Source organism: Rhodococcus sp. NPDC006774 (genome assembly GCF_040636045.1).
In the GTDB taxonomy this organism is placed as follows: domain Bacteria; phylum Actinomycetota; class Actinomycetes; order Mycobacteriales; family Mycobacteriaceae; genus Rhodococcoides.
The window spans coordinates 1-19,777 of record NZ_JBEYIW010000006.1 but is presented as its reverse complement, the minus strand read 5'-3'; the positions used below and the strand labels follow the sequence as shown (position 1 = coordinate 19,777).

Genomic DNA, 19,777 nt, shown 5'->3' with positions numbered 1-19,777 from the left:
GAGATTTCGCGTGGTCGCTGTCGGTATGCACCGAACAAGGAGACATTCGTGGAACGCACACTTTTCGAGCCCGAGCACGAGCTGTTCCGGGAGTCGTACCGGAAATTTCTCGATCAGCACGTGGCACCGAACCACGCGAAGTGGGAAGAGCAGAACATCGTCGATCGCGGTGTCTGGGTCGAGGCCGGTAAGCAGGGCTTCCTCGGAACGGCAGCGCCCGAGGAATTCGGCGGCGGCGGAGTCAAGGACTTTCGCTACAACGCCATCGTCACCGAGGAAACCACTCGCGGCGGCTACAGCGGCATCGGCTTCACCCTGCACAACGACGTCGTCGCGCCGTACCTGATCGAGCTGGCCAACGACGAGCAGAAGCAGCGTTGGCTCCCCGGATTCTGTTCGGGTGAGCTGATCACCGCGATCGCCATGACCGAGCCGGGTACCGGAAGCGACCTGCAGGGCATCAAGACCAAGGCCGTTCGCGACGGCGACGACTGGGTATTGAACGGCTCGAAGACGTTCATCACCAACGGAATCAACGCCGATCTGATCATCGTCGTAGCCTGCACCGACCCCGAGAAGGGTGCCCAGGGCTTCAGCCTGCTGGTCGTCGAGCGCGACATGCCCGGTTTCGAGCGTGGCCGCAATCTCGACAAGATCGGTATGAAGGCCCAGGACACAGCCGAACTCAGCTTCACCGACGTTCGCGTGCCCGCGGCCAACCTGCTCGGTGAAGAAGGCATGGGCTTCATCTACCTCATGCAGAATCTTCCTCAGGAACGGCTCTCGATCGCTGTTGTCGCCGCTGCGGCCATGGAATCTGCGCTGGACATGACGATCCGGTACTGCCGCGATCGCAAGGCCTTCGGAAAGTCGATCGGCAAGTTCCAGAACACCCGATTCGTGTTGGCGGAGTTGGCGACCGAGACCACCGCCACCCGCATCATGGTGGACAAGTTCATCGAACTGCTCAACGCGGGCACCCTGACCGTCCAGGAAGCCGCGATGGCGAAATGGTGGACCACCGAGAATCAGGTCAAACTGATCGACCGGTGCCTGCAGCTGCACGGCGGCTACGGCTACATGAAGGAATACCCGATCGCCAAGGCGTACATGGATTCTCGTGTGCAGACCATCTACGGCGGCACCACAGAAATCATGAAGGAGATCATCGGCCGCGGATTGAATCTGTGATCCGCTGATCCGAAGAACACGCGAAGGGCCGCAGCACACTGTGCTGCGGCCCTTCGCGTGTGTCTTCGGTGACGATCCCTACAGCTTGCGCATCACGGTGACGACCTTGCCGAGGATCGCGGCGTTGTTGCCCGGAATCGGCTCGAACAGCGGGTTGTGCGGCAGCAGCCACACCTCGCCCTTGGACCGCTTGAACGTCTTGACGGTGGCCTCGCCGTCGATCATCGCAGCGACGATGTCGCCGTTGTCGGCCACGGACTGCTGACGAACCACCACCCAGTCACCGTCGCAGATGGCCGCATCGATCATCGACTCGCCGACCACCTTCAGCAGAAACAGCGAACCCTGACCGACCAGCTCGCGGGGGAGTGGGAACACGTCCTCGACGGCTTCCTCGGCCAGGATGGGACCGCCTGCGGCGATCCGGCCCAGTACCGGAACGAACGTCGGGGTCGGCAACCGATCCTGTTCCTCGGACGCCGACGAACCGTCGACCGCGGCGGCAGCCTGATCGGCCTGCACCTCGTCGAGACCGCGGACGTCGACGGCTCGGGGACGGTTGGCGTCGCGCCTGAGGAAGCCCTTGCGTTCGAGGGTGCGCAGCTGGTGGGCAACGGAGGAGGTCGAGGTCAGACCGACCGCGTCTCCGATCTCCCGGATGCTCGGCGGGTAGCCGCGCTCGGTGACCGACGCGCGAATGACCTCGAGTACCTTCCGCTGCCGCTCGGTCAGACCCGCACTGATATCGGTGCCGACCTCCATGGCCTTGGAGGTCGGTTCCGCGGCCGGCTTTCCCGCCGCGGACTTGGTGGCGGTGGCCTTGGCTCCGGTCGTCCTGGAACCCGTCGTCGTGGAACGCGTGGTCGACCTCGTCGAGGTCTCGTCCTTCATGCTGTCGGCCTCCTGCTGGTGTCCTGGGATCCGGTCTGCGTGGTAGGTCTGCGCGGACTGGAGTTGATGGTGTCGACTCGTGTGGCGTGTGGTTTCTGACACGAATCTAGCGTGTATCAGCTGTTGAATCAAACATCTGTTCGACTCGTGTCGCGTTTTCTGCAGACTTTGTCGGAGGCTCGTGATAGAACTTCGAACAAGCGTCCATCGAACGCCTGATCGAACAATCGATCCAACGAGCGAAGTCGAGGTTCCGATGACCATCATCACCGATCGCCCCACCGCCGCCGGTGTCCGTGCCCGGTCCACTGTCGTCGAGCGTCGTCGCCGGGCGCGTCCCGTTCTGCAGAGTCCCATCGGGATGCACGGCGTCACGGCACCCCGTACGCAGAGCGCACCGTGCCTTCCGGTCCTCGATCCGTCGTGGACCGACGTCACCGATCGTGAGGACGCCGATCGCGAGTTCGACGCGACCTCCGCGCACTTCGCGGGCCAGCCGGTTCGGCTGCGATCGCTCGTGCTGACGGTGTTGGCGGTCCTGGTCGTCGCAGGTGGCCTGATCGGCATCGCGAACCTGCGGGCGGCTGCTCCCGATGCAGGTGCGCAGCCGGTCGGTGTGGTGGAAGTGCACGACGAAGCTCTCGTCGAGTACACGCCCGGCAGATGACCACCGGCCCCGTCGGGTTCGCGAGGACTGAGTATCCTCGACAGACTGCCCCGATGTGCGTGCTCGTCGTCGGAGCATCGGCTACGACGGAGGACCCCTCATGCATTGCCCGTTCTGCAGGCATCCCGACTCACGCGTGGTCGACTCGCGTGAGATGGACGAGGGCCAAGCAATCCGGCGTCGTCGCTCCTGCCCGGAGTGCGGCCGTCGATTCACCACCGTCGAGGCCGCAGTGCTCGCGGTCGTGAAGCGCAGCGGCGTGACCGAGCCGTTCAGCCGCGAAAAGGTCGTCAAAGGAGTCCGACGCGCCTGCCAGGGCAGAGACGTCGACAACGACGCGCTGAACCTGCTGGCGCAGCAGGTCGAGGACGCCATCCGTGCCGCGGGATCCGCGGAGATCCCCAGCAACGAAGTGGGGTTGGCCATTCTCGGTCCGCTCCGTGATCTCGACGAAGTGGCCTACCTGCGCTTTGCTTCGGTCTACCGCTCGTTCAGTTCGGCCGAGGACTTCGAGAAAGAGATCCACGAACTGCGCAAGCACCGCGAGTCCGCCGACATCGACTGACAGTTCCGCCCGTCAGCGACTCTGGTCCGAGATCGCCTTCTCGATGCGCTTCTCCGAGACCGGATACGCCGTACGAATCCCTTGGGCGAACAATCCCACCCGCAACTCCTCGATCATCCAGAACAGTTCCTGTACCCCGGAACTGTTCTTTCTGCTTTCCGGAAGCGAATCCAACAGTCGTCCGTACGACGCATACACCCGATCGAGTACATCCATCGCCGCCGCATCACGGCCCGCGCTGCTCGGCAGGGTTGCCAAACGCTTCGTCGCAGCCGCGAGGTAGCGCGGTAGGTCTGCCAATCTGCGAGAACCGAACTCGGTGACGAACCCGCGAAAGATCAAGCCGTCGAGCTGTTCCCGAACATCGTCGGCCGGCTCACCCGAGGAGGACTGGAGTTGCGCGGACAGTGCCAGGGCAGCGGTCAGCACAGGGCGAACCAGGGCGAGCACCGCGGCGGTGCGCTGCGGAACCTCCGCGTGGACGAGCGCCCTGAGCTTGTCGAAAGCCTCGGGATCTCGAACCGGTCCACCGTGTGCATCCATTGCCTCCTCGACCGCGAGAACCCGGCATTCCTCGAGGAGCGGATCGACTCCGCCGTACGGATTCTGGCCGAGAGCAAGACGTTCGGCGGTCGGCAGCCCGGCCAGCAGTGCCTTGGTTCCCTTCGGTGCCGTCGACAGCAGCAGAGCTCTGGTTCCCGACCTCATCGCTGCTCGCTGTTGGGCGGGGGTGCTCAGGACTCGAACCGCGACGCCCGGTCCTTCCGGCACCAATGCCGGGTACCCGGTGACCTTCTGTCCGCCCACATCACGGGTGACGGTCGACTCCAACCGCCCCAGAGTGCTCGAGGTCCATGCCAGGGACGGCGCACGCTCCGCGTCACCGACCGCGCTCGCGACCTGGCGACCGACCTCCCCGGACAATCCGGTGCGTAGAGCAGCGAGATCTTTGTTGCTGCCCAACACCTTTCCGGACGGATCGACGGCCGCGAACGTCATCTTCAGGTGCTCGGGCAGTGCCGCACCATCGAAGTCCTTCGCAGTGATGTGGCACTGCGCAGCCCGCGAGAGTTCACGTGCCAGGGCCGTCATCAGGGTTTCCGCGCGAGGCTTCATGACGGCCAACGCCGCGGCGGCGAAGTCCGGTGCCGGAACGACATTGCGCCGCAAAGCTTTCGGCAGTGTCTTGATCAGTGCCGTGACCAGCTCCAGTCGCATCCCGGGAACCAGCCAGTCGAAACCCACCGGCTGTACCTGAGCGAGGAGGGCAATCGGAATCCGCGCGGTGACACCGTCGGCCGCAGTGCCGGGCTCGAACTGATAGGTCAGGGGGAATTGGATCTCGCCCTGTCGCCATGCGTCGGGATATGCACCGGTGAGGACAGAGGCCGCGTCGGAGTTGACGACGGTGTCGGTGGTGAAGTCGAGCAGGTGCGGGTCCTGTCTGCGGGCCTTCTTCCACCAGGTGTCGAAGTGCCGTGCCGAGACGGCCTCCGGGGCGATGCGGGCGTCGTAGAAGTCGAACAGAGCGTCGTCGTCGACGACGATGTCGCGCCGTCGAGCGCGATGCTCGAGTTCGCCGACGTCGTCGAGCAGTGCCCGGTTCTTGTGGAAGAAGGCATGCTGGGTCTTCCATTCGCCCTCCACCAGCGCGTGTCTGATGAACAACTCCCGCGACGCCTCGGGGTCGATGCGGTGGTAATTCACCGGGCGTTGCGTCACCAGGGGAATGCCGTACAGCGTCACTCGTTCGTAGGCCATCGCCGATTCACGCTTGATCGACCAATGCGGTTCCGAGTAGGTCCGCTTGACCAGGTGGGGTGCGAGTCGTTCGGCCCATTCCGGTTCGATGCGGGCGGCCATGCGGCCCCACAGTCGACCGGTCTCGACCAGTTCGGCGGCCATGACCCAGCGCGGCGGCTTCTTGAACAGACCCGAGCCCGGGAAGATCGCGAAATGCGCACCGCGCGCGCCGAGGAACTCGCGCTTGTCACCCTCCCTGAGCCCGACGTGCGAGAGCAATCCGGACAGCAGCGACTGATGCAGGGCGGTCTCGGTGGAATCGGCGTCGGGCACCGTCCACCCGAGCCCGCGGGTGATCTGACGCAGTTGGCCGTGCAGATCCTGCCACTCACGAATACGAAGGTAGTGCAGGAACTCTGTTCGGCACATGCGTCGGAACTGGTTGGAGGACAACTCGTTCCGTTGCTCGCGCAGATAGGTCCACAGCTTCACGTACGCGAGGAAGTCGGAGTTCTCCACCGCGAAACGCGCATGCTTTTCGTCCGCCGCCTGCTGATGCTCGGCGGGTCGCTCCCGAACATCCTGAATGGACAGCGCCGCCACGACCACCAGCGCGTCGCGAAGAGAGCCGTTGCCGTTGGCCTCGACCAGCATCCGAGCCATCCGCGGATCGACCGGCAGCGCCGAGAGCTCCCGGCCGATCGGGGTCAGTTCTGCAGTGCCCTCCTTGGTGGCCGGCTTCAGCGCCCCGAGTTCTTCCAGCAGTCCGATGCCGTCTCTGATGCTGCGCGGATCGGGCGGTTCGACGAACGGGAACGCGTCGATCTTGCCCAGCCCGAGGGCGGTCATCTGCAGGATGACCGACGCCAGGTTGGTACGCAGAATCTCCGGCTCGGTGAACTGCGGCCGCGACTCGAAATCCTCCTCGGAATACAACCGGATGCAGATGCCGTCGGCGACGCGGCCACAGCGGCCGGCCCGCTGCCGCGCCGATGCCTGTGAGATCGGCTCGATGGGGAGGCGTTGAACCTTGGTGCGCAACGAGTATCGCGAGATTCGGGCCGTACCCGGGTCCACCACGTAGCGGATGCCGGGGACCGTCAGCGATGTTTCCGCAACGTTCGTCGAGAGCACCACGCGTCGGCCCGAGTGTGGTGAGAACACTCGATGCTGTTCGGCCGCAGAGAGTCTCGCGTACAGCGGAACGATCTCGGTGTTGCGGAGGTTGCGGTCGTTCAGAGCATCGGCGGTGTCGCGAATCTCGCGTTCACCGGACAGGAAGACCAGAATGTCCCCGTCGCCCTCGGCCATGAGTTCGTCGACCGCCTGACAGGTCGCGTCGACGGGGTCGAGATCGATCGTCGTGTCCCCGGCGTCGACGGTCAGTGGTCGATAGCGCATTTCGACCGGGAACGTGCGGCCCGAGACCTCGATGATCGGCGCGGGCACGCCGTCCCGCGCGAAATGTTGGGCGAACCGTTCGGGATCGATCGTCGCCGAGGTGATGACGATCTTCAGGTCAGGACGTCGGGGGAGAAGCTGCGCGAGGTAGCCCAGGATGAAATCGATGTTGAGGCTGCGCTCGTGGGCCTCGTCGATGATCAGGGTGTCGTACTGGCGCAGCAGTCTGTCTCGCTGGATCTCCGCCAGGAGGATGCCGTCGGTCATCAGCTTGACGAGCGTCGAATCCGAGGACTGATCGGTGAATCTCACCTTGTAGCCGATGGATTCACCCAGGGGCTCGCCGACCTCCTCGGCGATGCGCTCGGCCACCGTGCGCGCTGCGAGCCGGCGCGGTTGGGTGTGACCGATCGACCCGCGAATTCCGCGACCGAGTGCGAGACAGATCTTCGGAATCTGAGTGGTCTTACCCGAGCCGGTCTCACCGGCGACGATGACGACCTGATGTTCGGCGATGGCGGCAGCGATGTCGTCCTTGCGGAGACTGACCGGAAGCGACTCGGGAAACTCGAGGGTCGGCACCGCGGCCCGGCGGTTGGCCACAACCGTCTCGGCGCGGGCGACATCGCGTTCGAGGGCGGCGAACGCGTCGTCGGTGCGGGCCTTGTCCAGTCGCCGCCGTAGCCGGTTCTCGTCGCGGATGGTGACGTCTGCCAGACGTGTGGCGAGAGATTTTCGCTGACCGGACGGATTCGAGGTAGACATACTCACATCAGGATATCCGTATCGACGCAACCGTCGTGAATGCCGGCCGCGACTGTGCCAGGATCGGCGAATGAGCATCTCGCACGATGTCACTGTCGAACCGCGTACGCCGGCACCGATCAGGACGCTGCGGGTGCTGTTCGCTGCGCTCACCGCCGCGGCGCTCGTATCGATCGTCGTGGACGGACTTGCCACCCCGACGTTCTCGTTGGTCAACTACTTCAGCTACTTCACCGTGATCAGCAACGTCCTGACGGTGCTCGTGCTCACGATCGGCGGCGTGATCGATCCGCGGTCTTCGGGATTGCAACTCTTCCGTGGAGCGGTGACGCTCTACATGGTGATCACCGGGATCATCTACGCGGTGTTGCTCTCGAACATCGATGTCGGTGTGGCGGATCCGTGGACCAACAACGTGGTGCATCGCATCATGCCCGTGGTCCTTCTGCTCGACTGGATCCTCGCTCCACCGCGGCGGCACATCTCGGAGTCGCGCAGCCTGACGTGGTTGCTCTTCCCACTGCTCTACGGGACCTACACCCTGATCCGCGGACCCGTCGTCGACTGGTACCCCTACCCGTTCCTCGATCCACGTTCGCAGGGATACCTCGCGCTCGTCATCGGTCTGGTCGTGCTGACCGTCGCTTTCGCGCTGATGGCGCTGGCAGTCAATGCTCTCGGACGGCTCGCAGGACGGTGGAGGTACGGATCGGACTCGATCGAATCGGACTCCACTACTGTGTAGCGCATGTCTTCCGACCTGGATCCAGCCGCCACCACACACTCCTCCGCGCTGTGGCACGGCTTCGCCGACATGGGCGCCGTCACCGCCAGTGGCCCGTTCGTCGTCTCGCGAGGCGAGGGCGCGTACATCTTCGACAACGAGGGAACGAAGTATCTCGACGCGACCGCCGGTCTGTGGTTCACCAACGTCGGTCACGGCCGCCGCGAGATCGCCGATGCCGTTGCCACACAGCTGAGCTCGCTCGCCCACTACTCGAACTTCGGCGACTTCGTTCCCGAGACCACGCTGGCCTTGGCCGATCGTCTCGCCGCCATCGCGCCGGTGCCGGGCAGCAAGATCTTCTTCACCTCGGGTGGTTCGGACTCCATCGACACCGCCGCGAAGCTCGCGCGCCGCTACTGGGTCGAAATGGGACAACCGGCCAAGAAGATGATCGTCGGCCGGCAGAAGGCCTACCACGGCATGCACGTCGCCGGCACCGCGCTGGCCGGTATCCCGGTGAACAAGGAGAACTACGGCGAGCTGATGCCCGACGCCAGGACAGTGGCGTGGGACGACGCGAAGTCACTGCTGGCGCTGATCGAGGAGGTCGGTGCAGAGAACGTGGCTGCCTTCTTCTGCGAGCCGGTGATCGGAGCAGGCGGAATCTACCTGCCGCCGGAGGGCTACCTGCGCGAGGTTCGGCAGATCTGCCGCGACAACGACGTGCTGTTCGTCGCGGACGAGGTCGTCACCGGATTCGGCCGCATCGGCGGCAGCTGGTTCGCCTCCACCCGATTCGAGCTCGAACCCGACCTGATGACGACCGCCAAGGGCCTGACGTCCGGATACGTACCGATGGGTGCCGTGTTCATCGCCCCGAAGATCGCCGAGCCGTTCTTCGCGGGCGGCGTGTGGTGGCGGCACGGGTACACCTACGGCGGTCACGCAGGCGCGGCCGCCGCGGCGATGGCAAACCTCGACATCATCGAGCGCGAGGAGTTGCTCTCTCACTCCAAGCGCATCGAAGCGGCGTTGCACACCCACCTCGCGCCCTTGGCCGCACACGAACGAGTCTCGGAGATTCGCAGCGGGATCGGTGCTGTTGCCGCCGTGCAGCTCGCCGATCCGGCCGAGGCACTACCCTTCGTCAAAACGCTGCGAGCACACGGGGTCTCCGGCCGCGCGGCCGGTCAGGGTGCGATGCAGATCTCGCCGGCATTCGTCATGACGGACGCCGAGATCGAAGAGCTGGCCGCGCGGATCCTCAGCGCGCTCGGCTGAACCGAAGTCTGCCGAGCAGCTGCTTCCCCCGCGAGGGCGGGGGAGCAGGTGCCGGTACGGGCTCGTCGGAGACGGCTGCGAAACGTCGATGCAACTGCTCGCGGACTTCCTCGGGCGCATAGGCACGACGCTTGCGCTCAGATCGAACCACCAACGCCCCGGTGGCCGCGACACCGACCATCCCGGCGAGACCGAGAGCCTTCCACACGTTCATCCGGCCACCGTACCGTCACGAGATCTAGGGTGTGGACCATGAATCCGTCGCGAATCAGCCTCGATACCGCAGTCGAGGCCACCAGAACGGGCGACATCTGGATCTTCCGCGGCAAGTCGAGCTCCGATCGGGCAATCCAGGCACTGACCAACAGTCCTGTCAATCACGTCGGAATGGCCGTCGTGATCGACGACCTGCCGCCGCTGATGTGGCACGCCGAACTGGGAAAGTCGTTGCAGGACATGTGGACCGGAAACTTCCAGCGCGGCGTGCAGCTCCACGACCTGCGTGCGGCCGTCACCCAGTGGTCCACGAAGTACCAACAGCGTTGTTGGCTGCGGCAATTGGGCGGAGACCTGGATCGTTCCGCAGGCTCCGCTCCGGCAGTGACGAAGGAGCAGGAAGACGCCTTGCTGCGCACCATCGCCCGCATGGACGGAACAGCCTTTCCGACGACGGCGGCGCTCGCCGGTCGATGGTTCCGGGGCCGAGTCCCCGCACTGCGGCGCAGCGAACGCGAGGAAGCAGCCCTTGAAACCGCCTACTGCGCTGAGGTGGTCGCCATGACCTACGACGCGATGGGTCTGCTCACGGGCAACAAGAAAGCCAACTGGTTCGACCCGGGAAAGTTCTGGAGCGGCGACCGGCTCCCACTCGCCGCCGGTGTGCGTCTGGGCGAGGAGATCGAAGTGGACGTGCCCGTCACAAGCTGATCGACGCGTCCGCCGCGGTGCGTCCGCCCAATTCAACCCAGTCGCCGTCGATGGTGGTGCGCAATCGAGATCCGGCTCCCTGCACGATGTTCAGGCTCCGACCGAGTTCGCCGGTCAGCCGGACGGCGGCAGCACCGGTCGCTTCGTCCTCGACGATACCCATCATCGGTGCGAACATGCGCGATCGCAGCGCGCCGTGCTCTTCGTCGGTCCAGGCCCAGACGTAGTGGTGCCCGCTGTCGTACGCACTCGGGTCTGCTGCCGCCACCTCGGCCGCATCGCGGACCTGATGGAAGGTGAAGTGCGGAGTCCACTCGGCGCGGGCGCGAACCCAGGTGTGGTCCTCGTCGTAGCGGATGTCCAGCGGTGCGGCAGGGACGGTGAGGACATCGACCGGGTGTCCCTGCTCGCGCAGCCACCACGAGAGTCCGACCGTGGGATGCCCGGCGAAGGGCAGCTCGACGGCGGGGGTGTAGATGGATGCCGAGGCCGTACCGGATTCGCTGCGATCGACGAACACCGTCTCGCTGAAGCCGAGCTCGGCGGCGAACTGCTGCCTGTCCGCCTCGTCGACGTCATCCGCGGTCACGATGCCGAGGGGGTTGCCGAATCTGCCTTCGGCATCGGTGAACACTCGGACGACGGACACGTCGGTAGCCATGCCCGGACGCTACCAAACGCCGAACGAGGGACCCGCGACCGCGAATCCCTCGTTCGACGTACAGGTCGAGTCGACGCTCAGACGGCGGCACCGTCGAGGATTCGTCCTGCTTCGATCGCCTGCGCGACACCCGCGACGATCGACGCGGCGCGGATGGCCTCGAAGATCTTCTCGCGGTCGACGCCCTCGGCGCGCAGAGTCTTCTCGTGTGCCTCCAAGCAGTGGTTGCACCCGTTGACGGCCGACACCGCGAGCGACCACAGCTCGAAGTCGGCCTTGTCCACACCGGGGTTGCCGATGATGTTCATGCGCAGACCGGCGCGAAGGTCGTCGTACTTGCCGTCCAGGTATCCCTTGGTTCGGTAGAAGACGTTGTTCATGCCCATGATCGACGCGGCACCGAGGGCCGCGTTGTACGCCTCGGCCGACAGCGAATCGGCTGCGTCCTCGGCGATCTCCTTCAACGTCGTCGCGGACTTCGACGCTGCGGCCACCGACAGCAGGGTGCCCCACAGCTGCTGCTCGCTGAGCACCGTGGAACGGGCGATGGAACCGAGATTGAGCTTGAGGTCCTTGGCGTACTCGGGTACGGCGTTCTTCAGGTTGTCGATCGTCATGTCAGACGCTCGCCGTCAGCAGTTCGCCTGCGTCGATGGTGGGATCACCCTTCTTCCAGTTGCAGGCGCACAGCTCGTCGGACTGCAGGGCATCGAGAACTCGCAGGACCTCGTCCACGTTGCGCCCCACCGATCCTGCCGTGACCGACACGAACTGGATCTCGTTGTTGGGGTCGACGATGAACGTGGCGCGATCGGCAACGCCGTCGGCATTGAGAACGCCCGTGGCAGCAGCCAATTCGCGCTTGAGATCGGACAGCATGGGGAAGGGGAGCGTCTTGAGCTCGTCGTGCTGTGCCCGCCACTGGAAGTGAACGAACTCGTTGTCGACGGACGCGCCGAGGACCTGTGCATCGCGGTCCTCGAACTCCTCGTTCAGCTTGCCGAACGCGGCGATCTCGGTGGGGCAGACGAACGTGAAGTCCTTGGGCCAGAAGAAGACGATGCGCCACTTGCCTGCGTGATCGTCACTGGTGACGGTGGTGAAGTAGTCGTCGGGCTGCTGTGCGTTCACCTTGGACAGATCTCCGCCGATGACGGCGGTGAGGTTGTATGAAGGGAACTGATCGCCAATTGTCAGCAGTGCCATGTGTTCTCCTCGTGTCGAATGACTGTGTCGGTTTCGTATGTGGGCGGTCCGGTGGCGTGTGAACAGCCGCGCGGGCCCGGCCGACCGGTACGAGTGTGCCAAAAATGTCGTGAAAGGTAAACGTGATGAGTGGCACTAGACTGATAGGCGTGACCGATCGAAGCTATCAGCCGACCCTGTCGCATCTGCGGGCCTTCGTGGCGATCGCCCGACATCGCCATTTCGGCACTGCGGCAACACGATCGAACATCAGTCAGCCGTCTCTGTCGCAGGCCCTCGCTGCGCTCGAGCAGGGGCTGGGGGTGCAGTTGATCGAACGCAGCACCCGCAGGGTGTTGCTGACGTCGGCCGGCAGTCAGTTGCTCGGTCGTGCGACTGCGGCACTCGACGCCGTGGACGGATTGGTCGCTGCCGCAGCGGGATTGGGCGGCCGTCTGACCGGTGGCCTGCGGCTCGGGATCATTCCGACGGTGGCACCGTACGTGTTGCCGACGGTGCTTCCTGCCATGCGGGCCGAGTTTCCGGACCTCGTGCCCCGAATCGTCGAGGATCACACGGCCAGACTGCTCGACGCACTCCGGTCCGGTGCGATCGACGTCGCCGTTCTCGCTCTCCCCATCGCCGATCCGGGAATGATCGAAATATCCATGTACACCGAGGATTTCGTGCTCGCGCTACCTGCCGAGCATCCCCTCTCCGGGCGTCGGGATCTGTCGGTCGCCGACCTCCGCGGCCTCCCTCTGCTCCTGCTCGACGAGGGGCACTGCCTGCGCGAGCAGACCCTGGACCTGTGCCGCTCGGTCGACATCGCGCCCGATGCGAGCGATACGCGGGCAACGTCGTTGACCACGGTGGTGCAGTGCGTTGCAGGAGGGCTGGGCCTGACGTTGCTGCCGCGCCGCGCCGTCGATGTCGAGGTCGCTCGCGCGGGCCTGTCCACCGCCGAGTTCGCACACCCTGCTCCCGGCCGCACCATCGGTCTCGTGTACCGAGCCTCGAGTGCGCGCTCGGCCGAATACAGTGCGCTGGCAGGTCTTCTCGCCGCAGAGGTTCTCACCGACAACGCAGGTGGTCTCAGCCGGGCGTGATCACGATCTCGTCGAACACGATCTCGCCTGCCGCGTCGGACTCCGGCACATCGACGACTGCGTCGAGCGACCAGCCGTGGTCACCGTCGGGATCTTCCAACACCTGACGCACCGTGGTGGACTCCGCACCGACGCTCAGGGTGAACAACGCAGGGCCCCGGGCCGACGGGCCCGTTCCGATCGAGCCGTACTCGGCGAAGAACGGTTCCAGTTCCGCCTCCCAGTCGGGGCCGTCGTCGAGTTCGTCGAGAGTATTCCACTGTCGGCGCGCCGCCAGGTCCACTCGGCGGAAGATCGCGTTGCGCGCGAGAATTCGGAAGGCCCGCGGGTTGGCCGAGATCGGACGTGGCACATCGGATCCGTACGCCTCCACGAGCGCTTCCGGCTCGGCACCGGGGTCCGTCAGGTTCTCCCACTCGTCGAGCAGGCTCGAATCCACCTGCCGGACGAGTTCACCCAGCCACTCGGTGATGTCCTGTACCTCTTCGGTTCGAGACTCGGGCGGAACCGTCTGGCGCAGTGTGCGATAGGCGTCGGCGAGATAACGCAGGACGAGTCCCTCGGACCGCATCAGGCCGTAGTGGCTGATCAACTCTGCGAACGTCATCGCGCGCTCGACCATGTCTCGTACCACGGACTTGGGGGAGAGGCCGACCTCGGAGAGCCACGGATGGGTGCCACGATAGATCTCGAACGCCGGAACGAGCAGCTCTGCAAGAGGTTTCGGCCACGTGACCTCCTCTAGCAATTCCATTCTCTCGTCGTACTCGATGCCGTCGGCCTTCATCTGCGAGACCGCTTCGCCGCGCGCGGCGTGCTGCTGCGCCATCAGGATCTGACGCGGATCGTCGAGGGTCGACTCGATGATCGACACCACATCGAGGGCGTGGGTCGGTGATTCGGCGTCGAGCAGATCGAAGGACGCGACCGCGAACGTCGACAGCGGCTGATTGAGCGCGAAGTCCGGTTGCAGGTCCACCGTCAGTCGAGCATGTCGACCGTCGGCGTCCGGCTCGTCGAGTTGCTCGACGATGCCCGCATCGACGAGACCGCGGTAGAGCGAGAGTGCTCGCAGGATGTGCTTGCGCTGAGCGGGCCGGGTCTCGTGGTTGTCCTCGAGCAGGTGGCGCATGGCATGGAAGCAATTGCCGGGCCGGGCAATGACATTGAGCAGCATGGCGTTGCTCACCGAGAATCGGGACGTGAGCGGCTCCGGACTCGCGGCGATGATCCGCTCGAACGTCGGCTCGCCCCACGAGACGAAACCGTCGGGTGCCTTCTTGCGCTGCACGCGCTTGAGCTTCTTCGGATCGTCCCCGGCCTTGGCCACCAGACGCGCGTTCTCGATGTCGTGTTCGGGGGCCTCGACCACCACGGTCCCGAGTGTGTCGTAGCCGGCCCGTCCCGCACGACCGGCGATCTGATGGAACTCGCGGGCCCGTAGCTTGCGAGTGCGAATGCCGTCGTACTTGGTCAGTCCGGTGAACAGCACGGTGCGAATCGGGACGTTGATTCCCACACCGAGGGTGTCCGTTCCACAGATCACCTTCAGCAGTCCGTCCTGCGCCAGCTTCTCCACCAACCGTCGATATTTGGGCAGCATGCCCGCGTGGTGCACGCCGATGCCGTGCCGAACCAACCTCGAAAGCGTCTTGCCGAAACCGGTGGTGAAGCGGAAGTTGCCGATGGCCTCGGCTATCTCGGCCTTCTCCTGCTTGGACGCGACGTTGACGCTCGTCAGCGCCTGCGCTCGTTCGAGTGCCGCGGCCTGCGTGAAATGCACGACGTACACCGGCGCGAGATGCGTTTCCACCAGTTCTTCGATGGTCTCGCTGATCGGAGTGGTGACATACGAGAACATCAGCGGAACCGGACGCTCGGTGCCCGAGACGACAGTGGTCGTCCGTCCGGTGCGTCGGGTCAGATCGTCGCGGAAGAACGAGACATCGCCCAGGGTCGCAGACATCAGCAGGAACTGGGCCTGTGGCAGCTCGATCAACGGCACCTGCCAGGCCCACCCTCGATCGGGCTCGGAGTAGTAGTGGAACTCGTCCATGATCACCTGGCCGATGTCGGAGCCGGCACCCTGACGCAGGGCGAGGTTCGCGACGATCTCGGCGGTGGCGCAGATGATCGGGGCACCGGAATTGACCGACGCGTCGCCGGTCATCATGCCGACGTTCTGCGCACCGAAGATCTCGCACAGGGCGAAGAACTTCTCGCTGACGAGTGCCTTGATCGGCGCGGTGTAGAAACTACGAATGCCTGCGGCCATCGCGGCGTAATGGGCTCCGATGGCCACCATCGACTTGCCCGATCCCGTCGGCGTCGCCAGGATGACGTTGGAGCCGGAGACCAGCTCGATGAGAGCTTCCTCCTGTGCGGGATACAGGGTGAGACCGCGATCGGCAGTCCAGGTGGTGAACGTGTCGAACAGGACATCCGGGTCCACGCCGTCGGACCGATCGGCGGAGGCATCGGGAATCAGTTCGGTGAGAAGCACCTCTACAGGCTATGTGGAATGGACGGCCGGACCCGCATCGACACCGAGCGTCCGGTGCCGAGTCGACGCGTCAGGTGGCGCTGCGCTCGTCCGAACCCATCGCACCGAGAACGGCCATCCGGGTACTGGCGCTTCCGGTGATCATGTCCTCACCGACACCGGTGATGAGCAGGTTGCGCCACCGCACCTCGTCGAAGGTAAGCGACGGTGTGGAATCGATGAAGTCCTCGACGACCTGCAAGAAGCGCATCGGATCGTCCCGGAACGGGAAGTGTCCGGAATTCTCGAACACCTCCAACGTGGAACCGGGCATGGCCGAGTGCGCGAGGCGAGCATGACTGACCGGGATCACCGAGTCCTGATCACCCCAGACGAGCAGGACGGGAAGGTTCTCGGTGAGATAACACCGATCCAGCATCGTGACCACCTGGCCACGCCAGTCCACGACGGCGCGCAGGGTCCGCAGATACGCCTCGTACGTCGTCGGGGCCGGGAGCTCGCTCAGCACTCGGATCAGATCCGGAGTGTCGTGCAGAAGCGAACCGGGCCGTAGGGGAGAGCTGTGCAGTTTGCTCAGGAGGCCGCCTGCCAACTTCACCGCGGGGATCGCGCCGGGCAGGCGGAGCAGTTTGACCGCCTCGCTCAGGAACGGCATGGACGCCAGTCGAAGAATGGGGTGTACGTCCTTGGTGACGCCACCGGAGGACACCAGAGCCAACCTGTCGACCATGCCCGGGAACTGGTAGGCGAACTGCATGGCGACGCCGCCGCCCAGTGAGTGCCCGACGACGGTGACGTGCTCGATGCCCAACACCGAGAGCAGGTCACGCATCCCGTTGGCGTACGCGGCGACGGAGTAATCCGCACGCGGCTTGTCCGAGCGACCGTGCCCCAACAGATCCGGAGCGATGACGGTGTAGTTCTTCGCCAGGTGTGGGATGACTTCGTTCCACGTCTCGGAGTTGTCGCCGATACCGTGGATCAACAGCAGAACGGGACCTTCGCCGGCCATGCGGAATGCCCGCCGGTATCCGTGAATGGTCCGGAAGATCAGCCGTGGTTCTTCGTCGGGAACCGGGCGGAGCTTGCGACTGCGCGGATTGGTGCTCACCTGCGCCTCCTGAAATTCCCTGGTGCACCGCGCGCGGCGGCACAGAACGGCGACGCCGTGCACGAGTGTGTAGACGTACGTACCGGAGTACGTGTTGCTACGACTCTTGCACGAGATCGCGCTCGGGGCAGAACATCGAGCGTATTTGCGGTTACAGGTATGTTTCGATCGGCCCGGGCTGTCCGATATGCCCGCCGAAGCGATCGAGTTCTGTGACCACTCACACTGTTACCGCTCGGTGGTGTCCTCTCCCTCGTCGAGACCTGCCTGCTCGGCGAGGAAGCGCTCGAACTCTGCGCCGAGCTCGTCGCCGCTGGGCAGTGGTTCGTCACTGGCCAACAACGTCGACTGCTGCTCCTGCGCGGCAACGTAGGTGTCGTACTGACGCTCGAGCGCCTGCACCACCGACTGCACTTCCTCGTTTCCGGTGATGTGCTCGTTCACCTGTTCCCGGACTCGCGCCGCGGCCTCACCCAACGCGGCCAGCGGGAGATCCAACTCGGCGGCCTCACTGACGTTCTCGAGCAACGTCTCGGCTGCACCGGGGTAGTCCGTCTGGGCGAGGTAGTGCGGGACGTGCACCGAGAAGCCCATCGACTCGTGACCGTGCTGCGCCATCCGAAGCTCGAGCAGGGAGGAGGCGCTGCCGGGAACCTGCAAGTCGCCTGCCCAGCTGTTGCCCTCTTTGACCAGCTCCTTGTCGCTGGCGTGGGCCGTCACACCGAGTGGCCGGGTGTGCGGAATGGCCATCGGGATCGAGCCGAGGCCGATGGTCCGACGGACTCCGAGCTGCTCGGCCAGCAGGCGCACAGCGGTGGTGAACTTCTCCCACCGCAGATCCGGCTCCATACCGGCCAGCAACAGGAACGGGGTGCCGGTTCGGTCCTTGACGGCATAGAGGTTCAGCTCGGGAGCGTCGTAGTCCGAGAAATGGTCGGACTTGAACGTCATCGTGGGCCGTCGGGACCGGTAGTCGATCAACTCGTCGACGTCGAACGACGCGACCAGCTCCGATTCCAAGCTCTCGCGCAGATGAGTCGTCGCCAACTTGACCGCGTGACCTGCGTCGGAGAAGCCCTCCAGGCCGTGCACGAGGACGGGTCCGACGCCGTCGTCGGAGAACGTTTGCGGTGCCGGAAACTCCAGCTCGTACATCTTCGACTGTTCGGTCATGGCCGGGCCCCTTTCGGATCGACTCGTCGGTACCTCGACGCGAGATTCGAGCCAGAATACGCCGACCCTCGGCTCGCGCCGTGTACGCGCCGACGTCGAACGTGGCGAATCACTACCCGAGAAGAACAACCGGTTGCCCGCGGTTCATTCCCCGACGGTCGTTCGAGCTGCCGTCGCGTCGCTGCTCGGTGACACCGAGACGATCAGCGGTCGAAGTTCGCCAGCGCGCGGATCTTGTTGGTGACGTCGAGAGCTGCGACCTTGTAGGCCTCGGACAGCGTCGGGTAGTTGAACACGGCATCGACGAGGTAGTCGACGGTGCCGCCGCACCCCATCACCGCCTGACCGATGTGCACCAGATCCGTCGCACCCGACCCGAAGATGTGCACGCCCAGAATGGAGCGGTCCTCGGTGGAGACGAGCAACTTCAACATTCCGTACGAGTCGCCGGCGATCTGACCCCTGGCGAGTTCGCGGTACCTCGACACCCCGACCTCGTAGGGGACCGATCCCTTCGTCAGGTCGACCTCCGTGGCTCCGACGTACGAGACCTCGGGAATGGAGTAGATGCCGATGGGCTGCACGTCGGTCAGCTTGGCGCTGGACTCGCCGAACGCGTGGTACGCCGCCAACCTGCCCTGGTCCATCGACGTCGCGGCCAACGCCGGAAAGCCGATGACATCGCCGACCGCGTAGATGTGATCGACCTTGGTCTGGAAATGCTCGTCGACGAAGATGCGGCCTCGCGCGTCGGCCTCGAGACCGGCGTTCTCGAGATCGAGTGCAGTCGTCAACCCCTGACGCCCGGCCGAGTACATCACCGTCTCCGCAGGGATCCGCTTGCCACTGGCAAGCGTCGTCACCGTTCCGTTCGGGCCGACGTCGACAGCGGTCACCGCCTCCCCGAATCGGAACGTCACCGCGAGATCGCGGAGGTGGAACTGCAACGATTCGATGATCTCGCGATCGCAGAAGTCGAGCATCGAATCACGCTTCTCGACGACGGTGACCTTCGTGCCCAGGGCAGCGAACATCGATGCGTACTCGATTCCGATGACACCGGCCCCCACGACCACCATGGATGCCGGAATGAACTCGAGGTTGAGGATTCCGTCCGAGTCGAGCACTCGATAGTCGTCGAACGCGATGTCGGCCGGACGGGCGGGAGCGGTGCCGGTGGCGATCACCACGTTGGCGGCCTTGACCGTGATGCGTTCTCCCCGCATCTCGTCTTCGATCACGATGGTGTGCGCGTCGAGGAACTTGCCGACGCCGGTGATCAACTCGATGCGGTTGCGCAGCAGTTGCGAACGCACCACCTCGATCTCCTTGCCGATCACGTGCTGGGTTCGGGCCAGCAGATCGGCCGGAGTGATATCGGCCTTCACTCGGTAACTCGCCCCGTACAGCTCACGTTGATTCATGCCCGTGAGATACAGAACGGCCTCGCGCAGTGTCTTGGACGGAATGGTGCCGGTGTTGACACAGACCCCGCCGAGCATGTGGCCCTTCTCCACGATCGCCACCCGCTTGCCGAGCTTCGCAGCCGCAATGGCCGCCTTCTGGCCACCGGGGCCGGAGCCGATGACCACCAGGTCGTACTCCATGGGTTCAGACATTCGTCATAGGTACCGCTCGTACGCAAAGACTGCGTGCCCGCCCGGTCACAACCTTGTGAACTCCGCGATTCGGTGCATCGAACCCATGCAGATGTCGCCACGTGCTGATGCGTTGTGCAAGGCTGAACAGAGCACGAAACACCCGATTTACAGTGGAGGAACACATGCCGCAGCAGGTCCGCGCCGTCGTCGCCAAGAGCAAGGGCGAGCCCGTCTCCATCGAGACGATCACCATCCCCGATCCCGGGCCCAACGAAG

The 19,777-nt window shown here is 64.7% G+C and carries 17 protein-coding genes; 7 read left to right on the top strand and 10 right to left on the bottom strand.

What is annotated here, in order from left to right:
• The first annotated feature begins 48 nt into the window (after positions 1 to 48).
• A complete protein-coding gene (locus ABZ677_RS10970; RefSeq protein ID WP_358369214.1) occupies positions 49 to 1,191 on the top strand; it encodes an acyl-CoA dehydrogenase family protein in 1,143 nt (380 codons plus the stop codon).
• Positions 1,192 to 1,269: 78 nt separating this feature from the next.
• On the opposite strand, the gene lexA is transcribed toward ABZ677_RS10970, so the two are convergent.
• A complete protein-coding gene (lexA, locus tag ABZ677_RS10965; protein ID WP_037189497.1) occupies positions 1,270 to 1,953 on the bottom strand; it encodes a transcriptional repressor LexA in 684 nt (227 codons plus the stop codon).
• Between the two features lie 385 nt (positions 1,954 to 2,338).
• Here lexA and ABZ677_RS10960 point away from each other — a divergent pair, with 385 nt between their 5' ends.
• Positions 2,339 to 2,749, top strand: coding sequence for a hypothetical protein (locus ABZ677_RS10960; RefSeq protein WP_358369211.1), 411 nt, complete (start codon positions 2,339 to 2,341; stop codon positions 2,747 to 2,749).
• Between the two features lie 100 nt (positions 2,750 to 2,849).
• The gene (gene nrdR / locus ABZ677_RS10955; RefSeq protein ID WP_008716872.1) at positions 2,850 to 3,314 is read left to right on the top strand and encodes a transcriptional regulator NrdR; all 465 of its coding nucleotides are present in this window, start codon (positions 2,850 to 2,852) and stop codon (positions 3,312 to 3,314) included.
• Positions 3,315 to 3,326: 12 nt separating this feature from the next.
• Here the strand turns inward: nrdR and hrpA are convergent, their stop codons facing one another.
• Positions 3,327 to 7,223: an ATP-dependent RNA helicase HrpA gene (gene hrpA / locus ABZ677_RS10950; RefSeq protein WP_037189494.1), complete on the bottom strand. Its 3,897-nt coding sequence runs from the start codon at positions 7,221 to 7,223 to the stop codon at positions 3,327 to 3,329.
• Between the two features lie 70 nt (positions 7,224 to 7,293).
• Between hrpA and ABZ677_RS10945 the strand changes: the two genes are divergently transcribed.
• Complete coding sequence (locus ABZ677_RS10945) at positions 7,294 to 7,968, top strand: Pr6Pr family membrane protein (protein WP_358369208.1); 675 nt, start codon at positions 7,294 to 7,296, stop codon at positions 7,966 to 7,968.
• Positions 7,969 to 7,971: 3 nt separating this feature from the next.
• On the top strand, positions 7,972 to 9,231 hold the full coding sequence (locus ABZ677_RS10940) for an aminotransferase class III-fold pyridoxal phosphate-dependent enzyme (RefSeq protein ID WP_094634293.1): 1,260 nt from the start codon (positions 7,972 to 7,974) through the stop codon (positions 9,229 to 9,231).
• Here the strand turns inward: ABZ677_RS10940 and ABZ677_RS10935 are convergent.
• Positions 9,215 to 9,445: a hypothetical protein gene (locus ABZ677_RS10935; RefSeq protein ID WP_037189492.1), complete on the bottom strand. Its 231-nt coding sequence runs from the start codon at positions 9,443 to 9,445 to the stop codon at positions 9,215 to 9,217. The genes ABZ677_RS10940 and ABZ677_RS10935 overlap by 17 nt on opposite strands.
• A gap of 38 nt (positions 9,446 to 9,483) precedes the next feature.
• Here ABZ677_RS10935 and ABZ677_RS10930 point away from each other — a divergent pair, with 38 nt between their 5' ends.
• Positions 9,484 to 10,158 carry a hypothetical protein gene (locus tag ABZ677_RS10930; protein WP_358369204.1) on the top strand — a complete coding sequence of 225 codons (675 nt, stop codon included), beginning with the start codon at positions 9,484 to 9,486 and terminating at the stop codon, positions 10,156 to 10,158.
• Here ABZ677_RS10930 and ABZ677_RS10925 read toward each other — a convergent pair.
• The 3 genes from ABZ677_RS10925 to ABZ677_RS10915 all read right to left on the bottom strand — a co-directional run bounded on the left by ABZ677_RS10925 (position 10,148) and on the right by ABZ677_RS10915 (position 12,025).
• The gene (locus ABZ677_RS10925) at positions 10,148 to 10,819 is read right to left on the bottom strand and encodes a PhzF family phenazine biosynthesis protein (protein WP_358369202.1); all 672 of its coding nucleotides are present in this window, start codon (positions 10,817 to 10,819) and stop codon (positions 10,148 to 10,150) included. The two genes, ABZ677_RS10930 and ABZ677_RS10925, sit on opposite strands and share 11 nt — an antisense overlap.
• Before the next feature lie 77 nt (positions 10,820 to 10,896).
• Positions 10,897 to 11,436, bottom strand: a complete 540-nt coding sequence (locus tag ABZ677_RS10920) for a carboxymuconolactone decarboxylase family protein (protein ID WP_037189489.1) — start codon at positions 11,434 to 11,436, stop codon at positions 10,897 to 10,899.
• Between the two features lies 1 nt (position 11,437).
• Positions 11,438 to 12,025 (bottom strand): peroxiredoxin, encoded by a 588-nt coding sequence (locus tag ABZ677_RS10915; protein ID WP_032397906.1) that lies wholly within the window; start codon positions 12,023 to 12,025, stop codon positions 11,438 to 11,440.
• Positions 12,026 to 12,174: 149 nt separating this feature from the next.
• Here ABZ677_RS10915 and ABZ677_RS10910 point away from each other — a divergent pair, with 149 nt between their 5' ends.
• The gene (locus ABZ677_RS10910; protein WP_358369198.1) at positions 12,175 to 13,113 is read left to right on the top strand and encodes a hydrogen peroxide-inducible genes activator; all 939 of its coding nucleotides are present in this window, start codon (positions 12,175 to 12,177) and stop codon (positions 13,111 to 13,113) included.
• Here the strand turns inward: ABZ677_RS10910 and ABZ677_RS10905 are convergent.
• From ABZ677_RS10905 to sthA, 4 genes are all read right to left on the bottom strand, one after another.
• Positions 13,100 to 15,616: a DUF3516 domain-containing protein gene (locus ABZ677_RS10905; RefSeq protein WP_358369195.1), complete on the bottom strand. Its 2,517-nt coding sequence runs from the start codon at positions 15,614 to 15,616 to the stop codon at positions 13,100 to 13,102. The genes ABZ677_RS10910 and ABZ677_RS10905 overlap by 14 nt on opposite strands.
• 70 nt (positions 15,617 to 15,686) lie before the next feature.
• Positions 15,687 to 16,670 (bottom strand): alpha/beta hydrolase, encoded by a 984-nt coding sequence (locus ABZ677_RS10900; protein ID WP_082323615.1) that lies wholly within the window; start codon positions 16,668 to 16,670, stop codon positions 15,687 to 15,689.
• A 285-nt stretch (positions 16,671 to 16,955) separates the two neighbouring features.
• Complete coding sequence (locus ABZ677_RS10895; RefSeq protein WP_037190100.1) at positions 16,956 to 17,900, bottom strand: PAC2 family protein; 945 nt, start codon at positions 17,898 to 17,900, stop codon at positions 16,956 to 16,958.
• Between the two features lie 203 nt (positions 17,901 to 18,103).
• Positions 18,104 to 19,519 carry a Si-specific NAD(P)(+) transhydrogenase gene (sthA, locus tag ABZ677_RS10890; protein ID WP_037189486.1) on the bottom strand — a complete coding sequence of 472 codons (1,416 nt, stop codon included), beginning with the start codon at positions 19,517 to 19,519 and terminating at the stop codon, positions 18,104 to 18,106.
• Between the last annotated feature and the right edge of the window lie 258 nt (positions 19,520 to 19,777).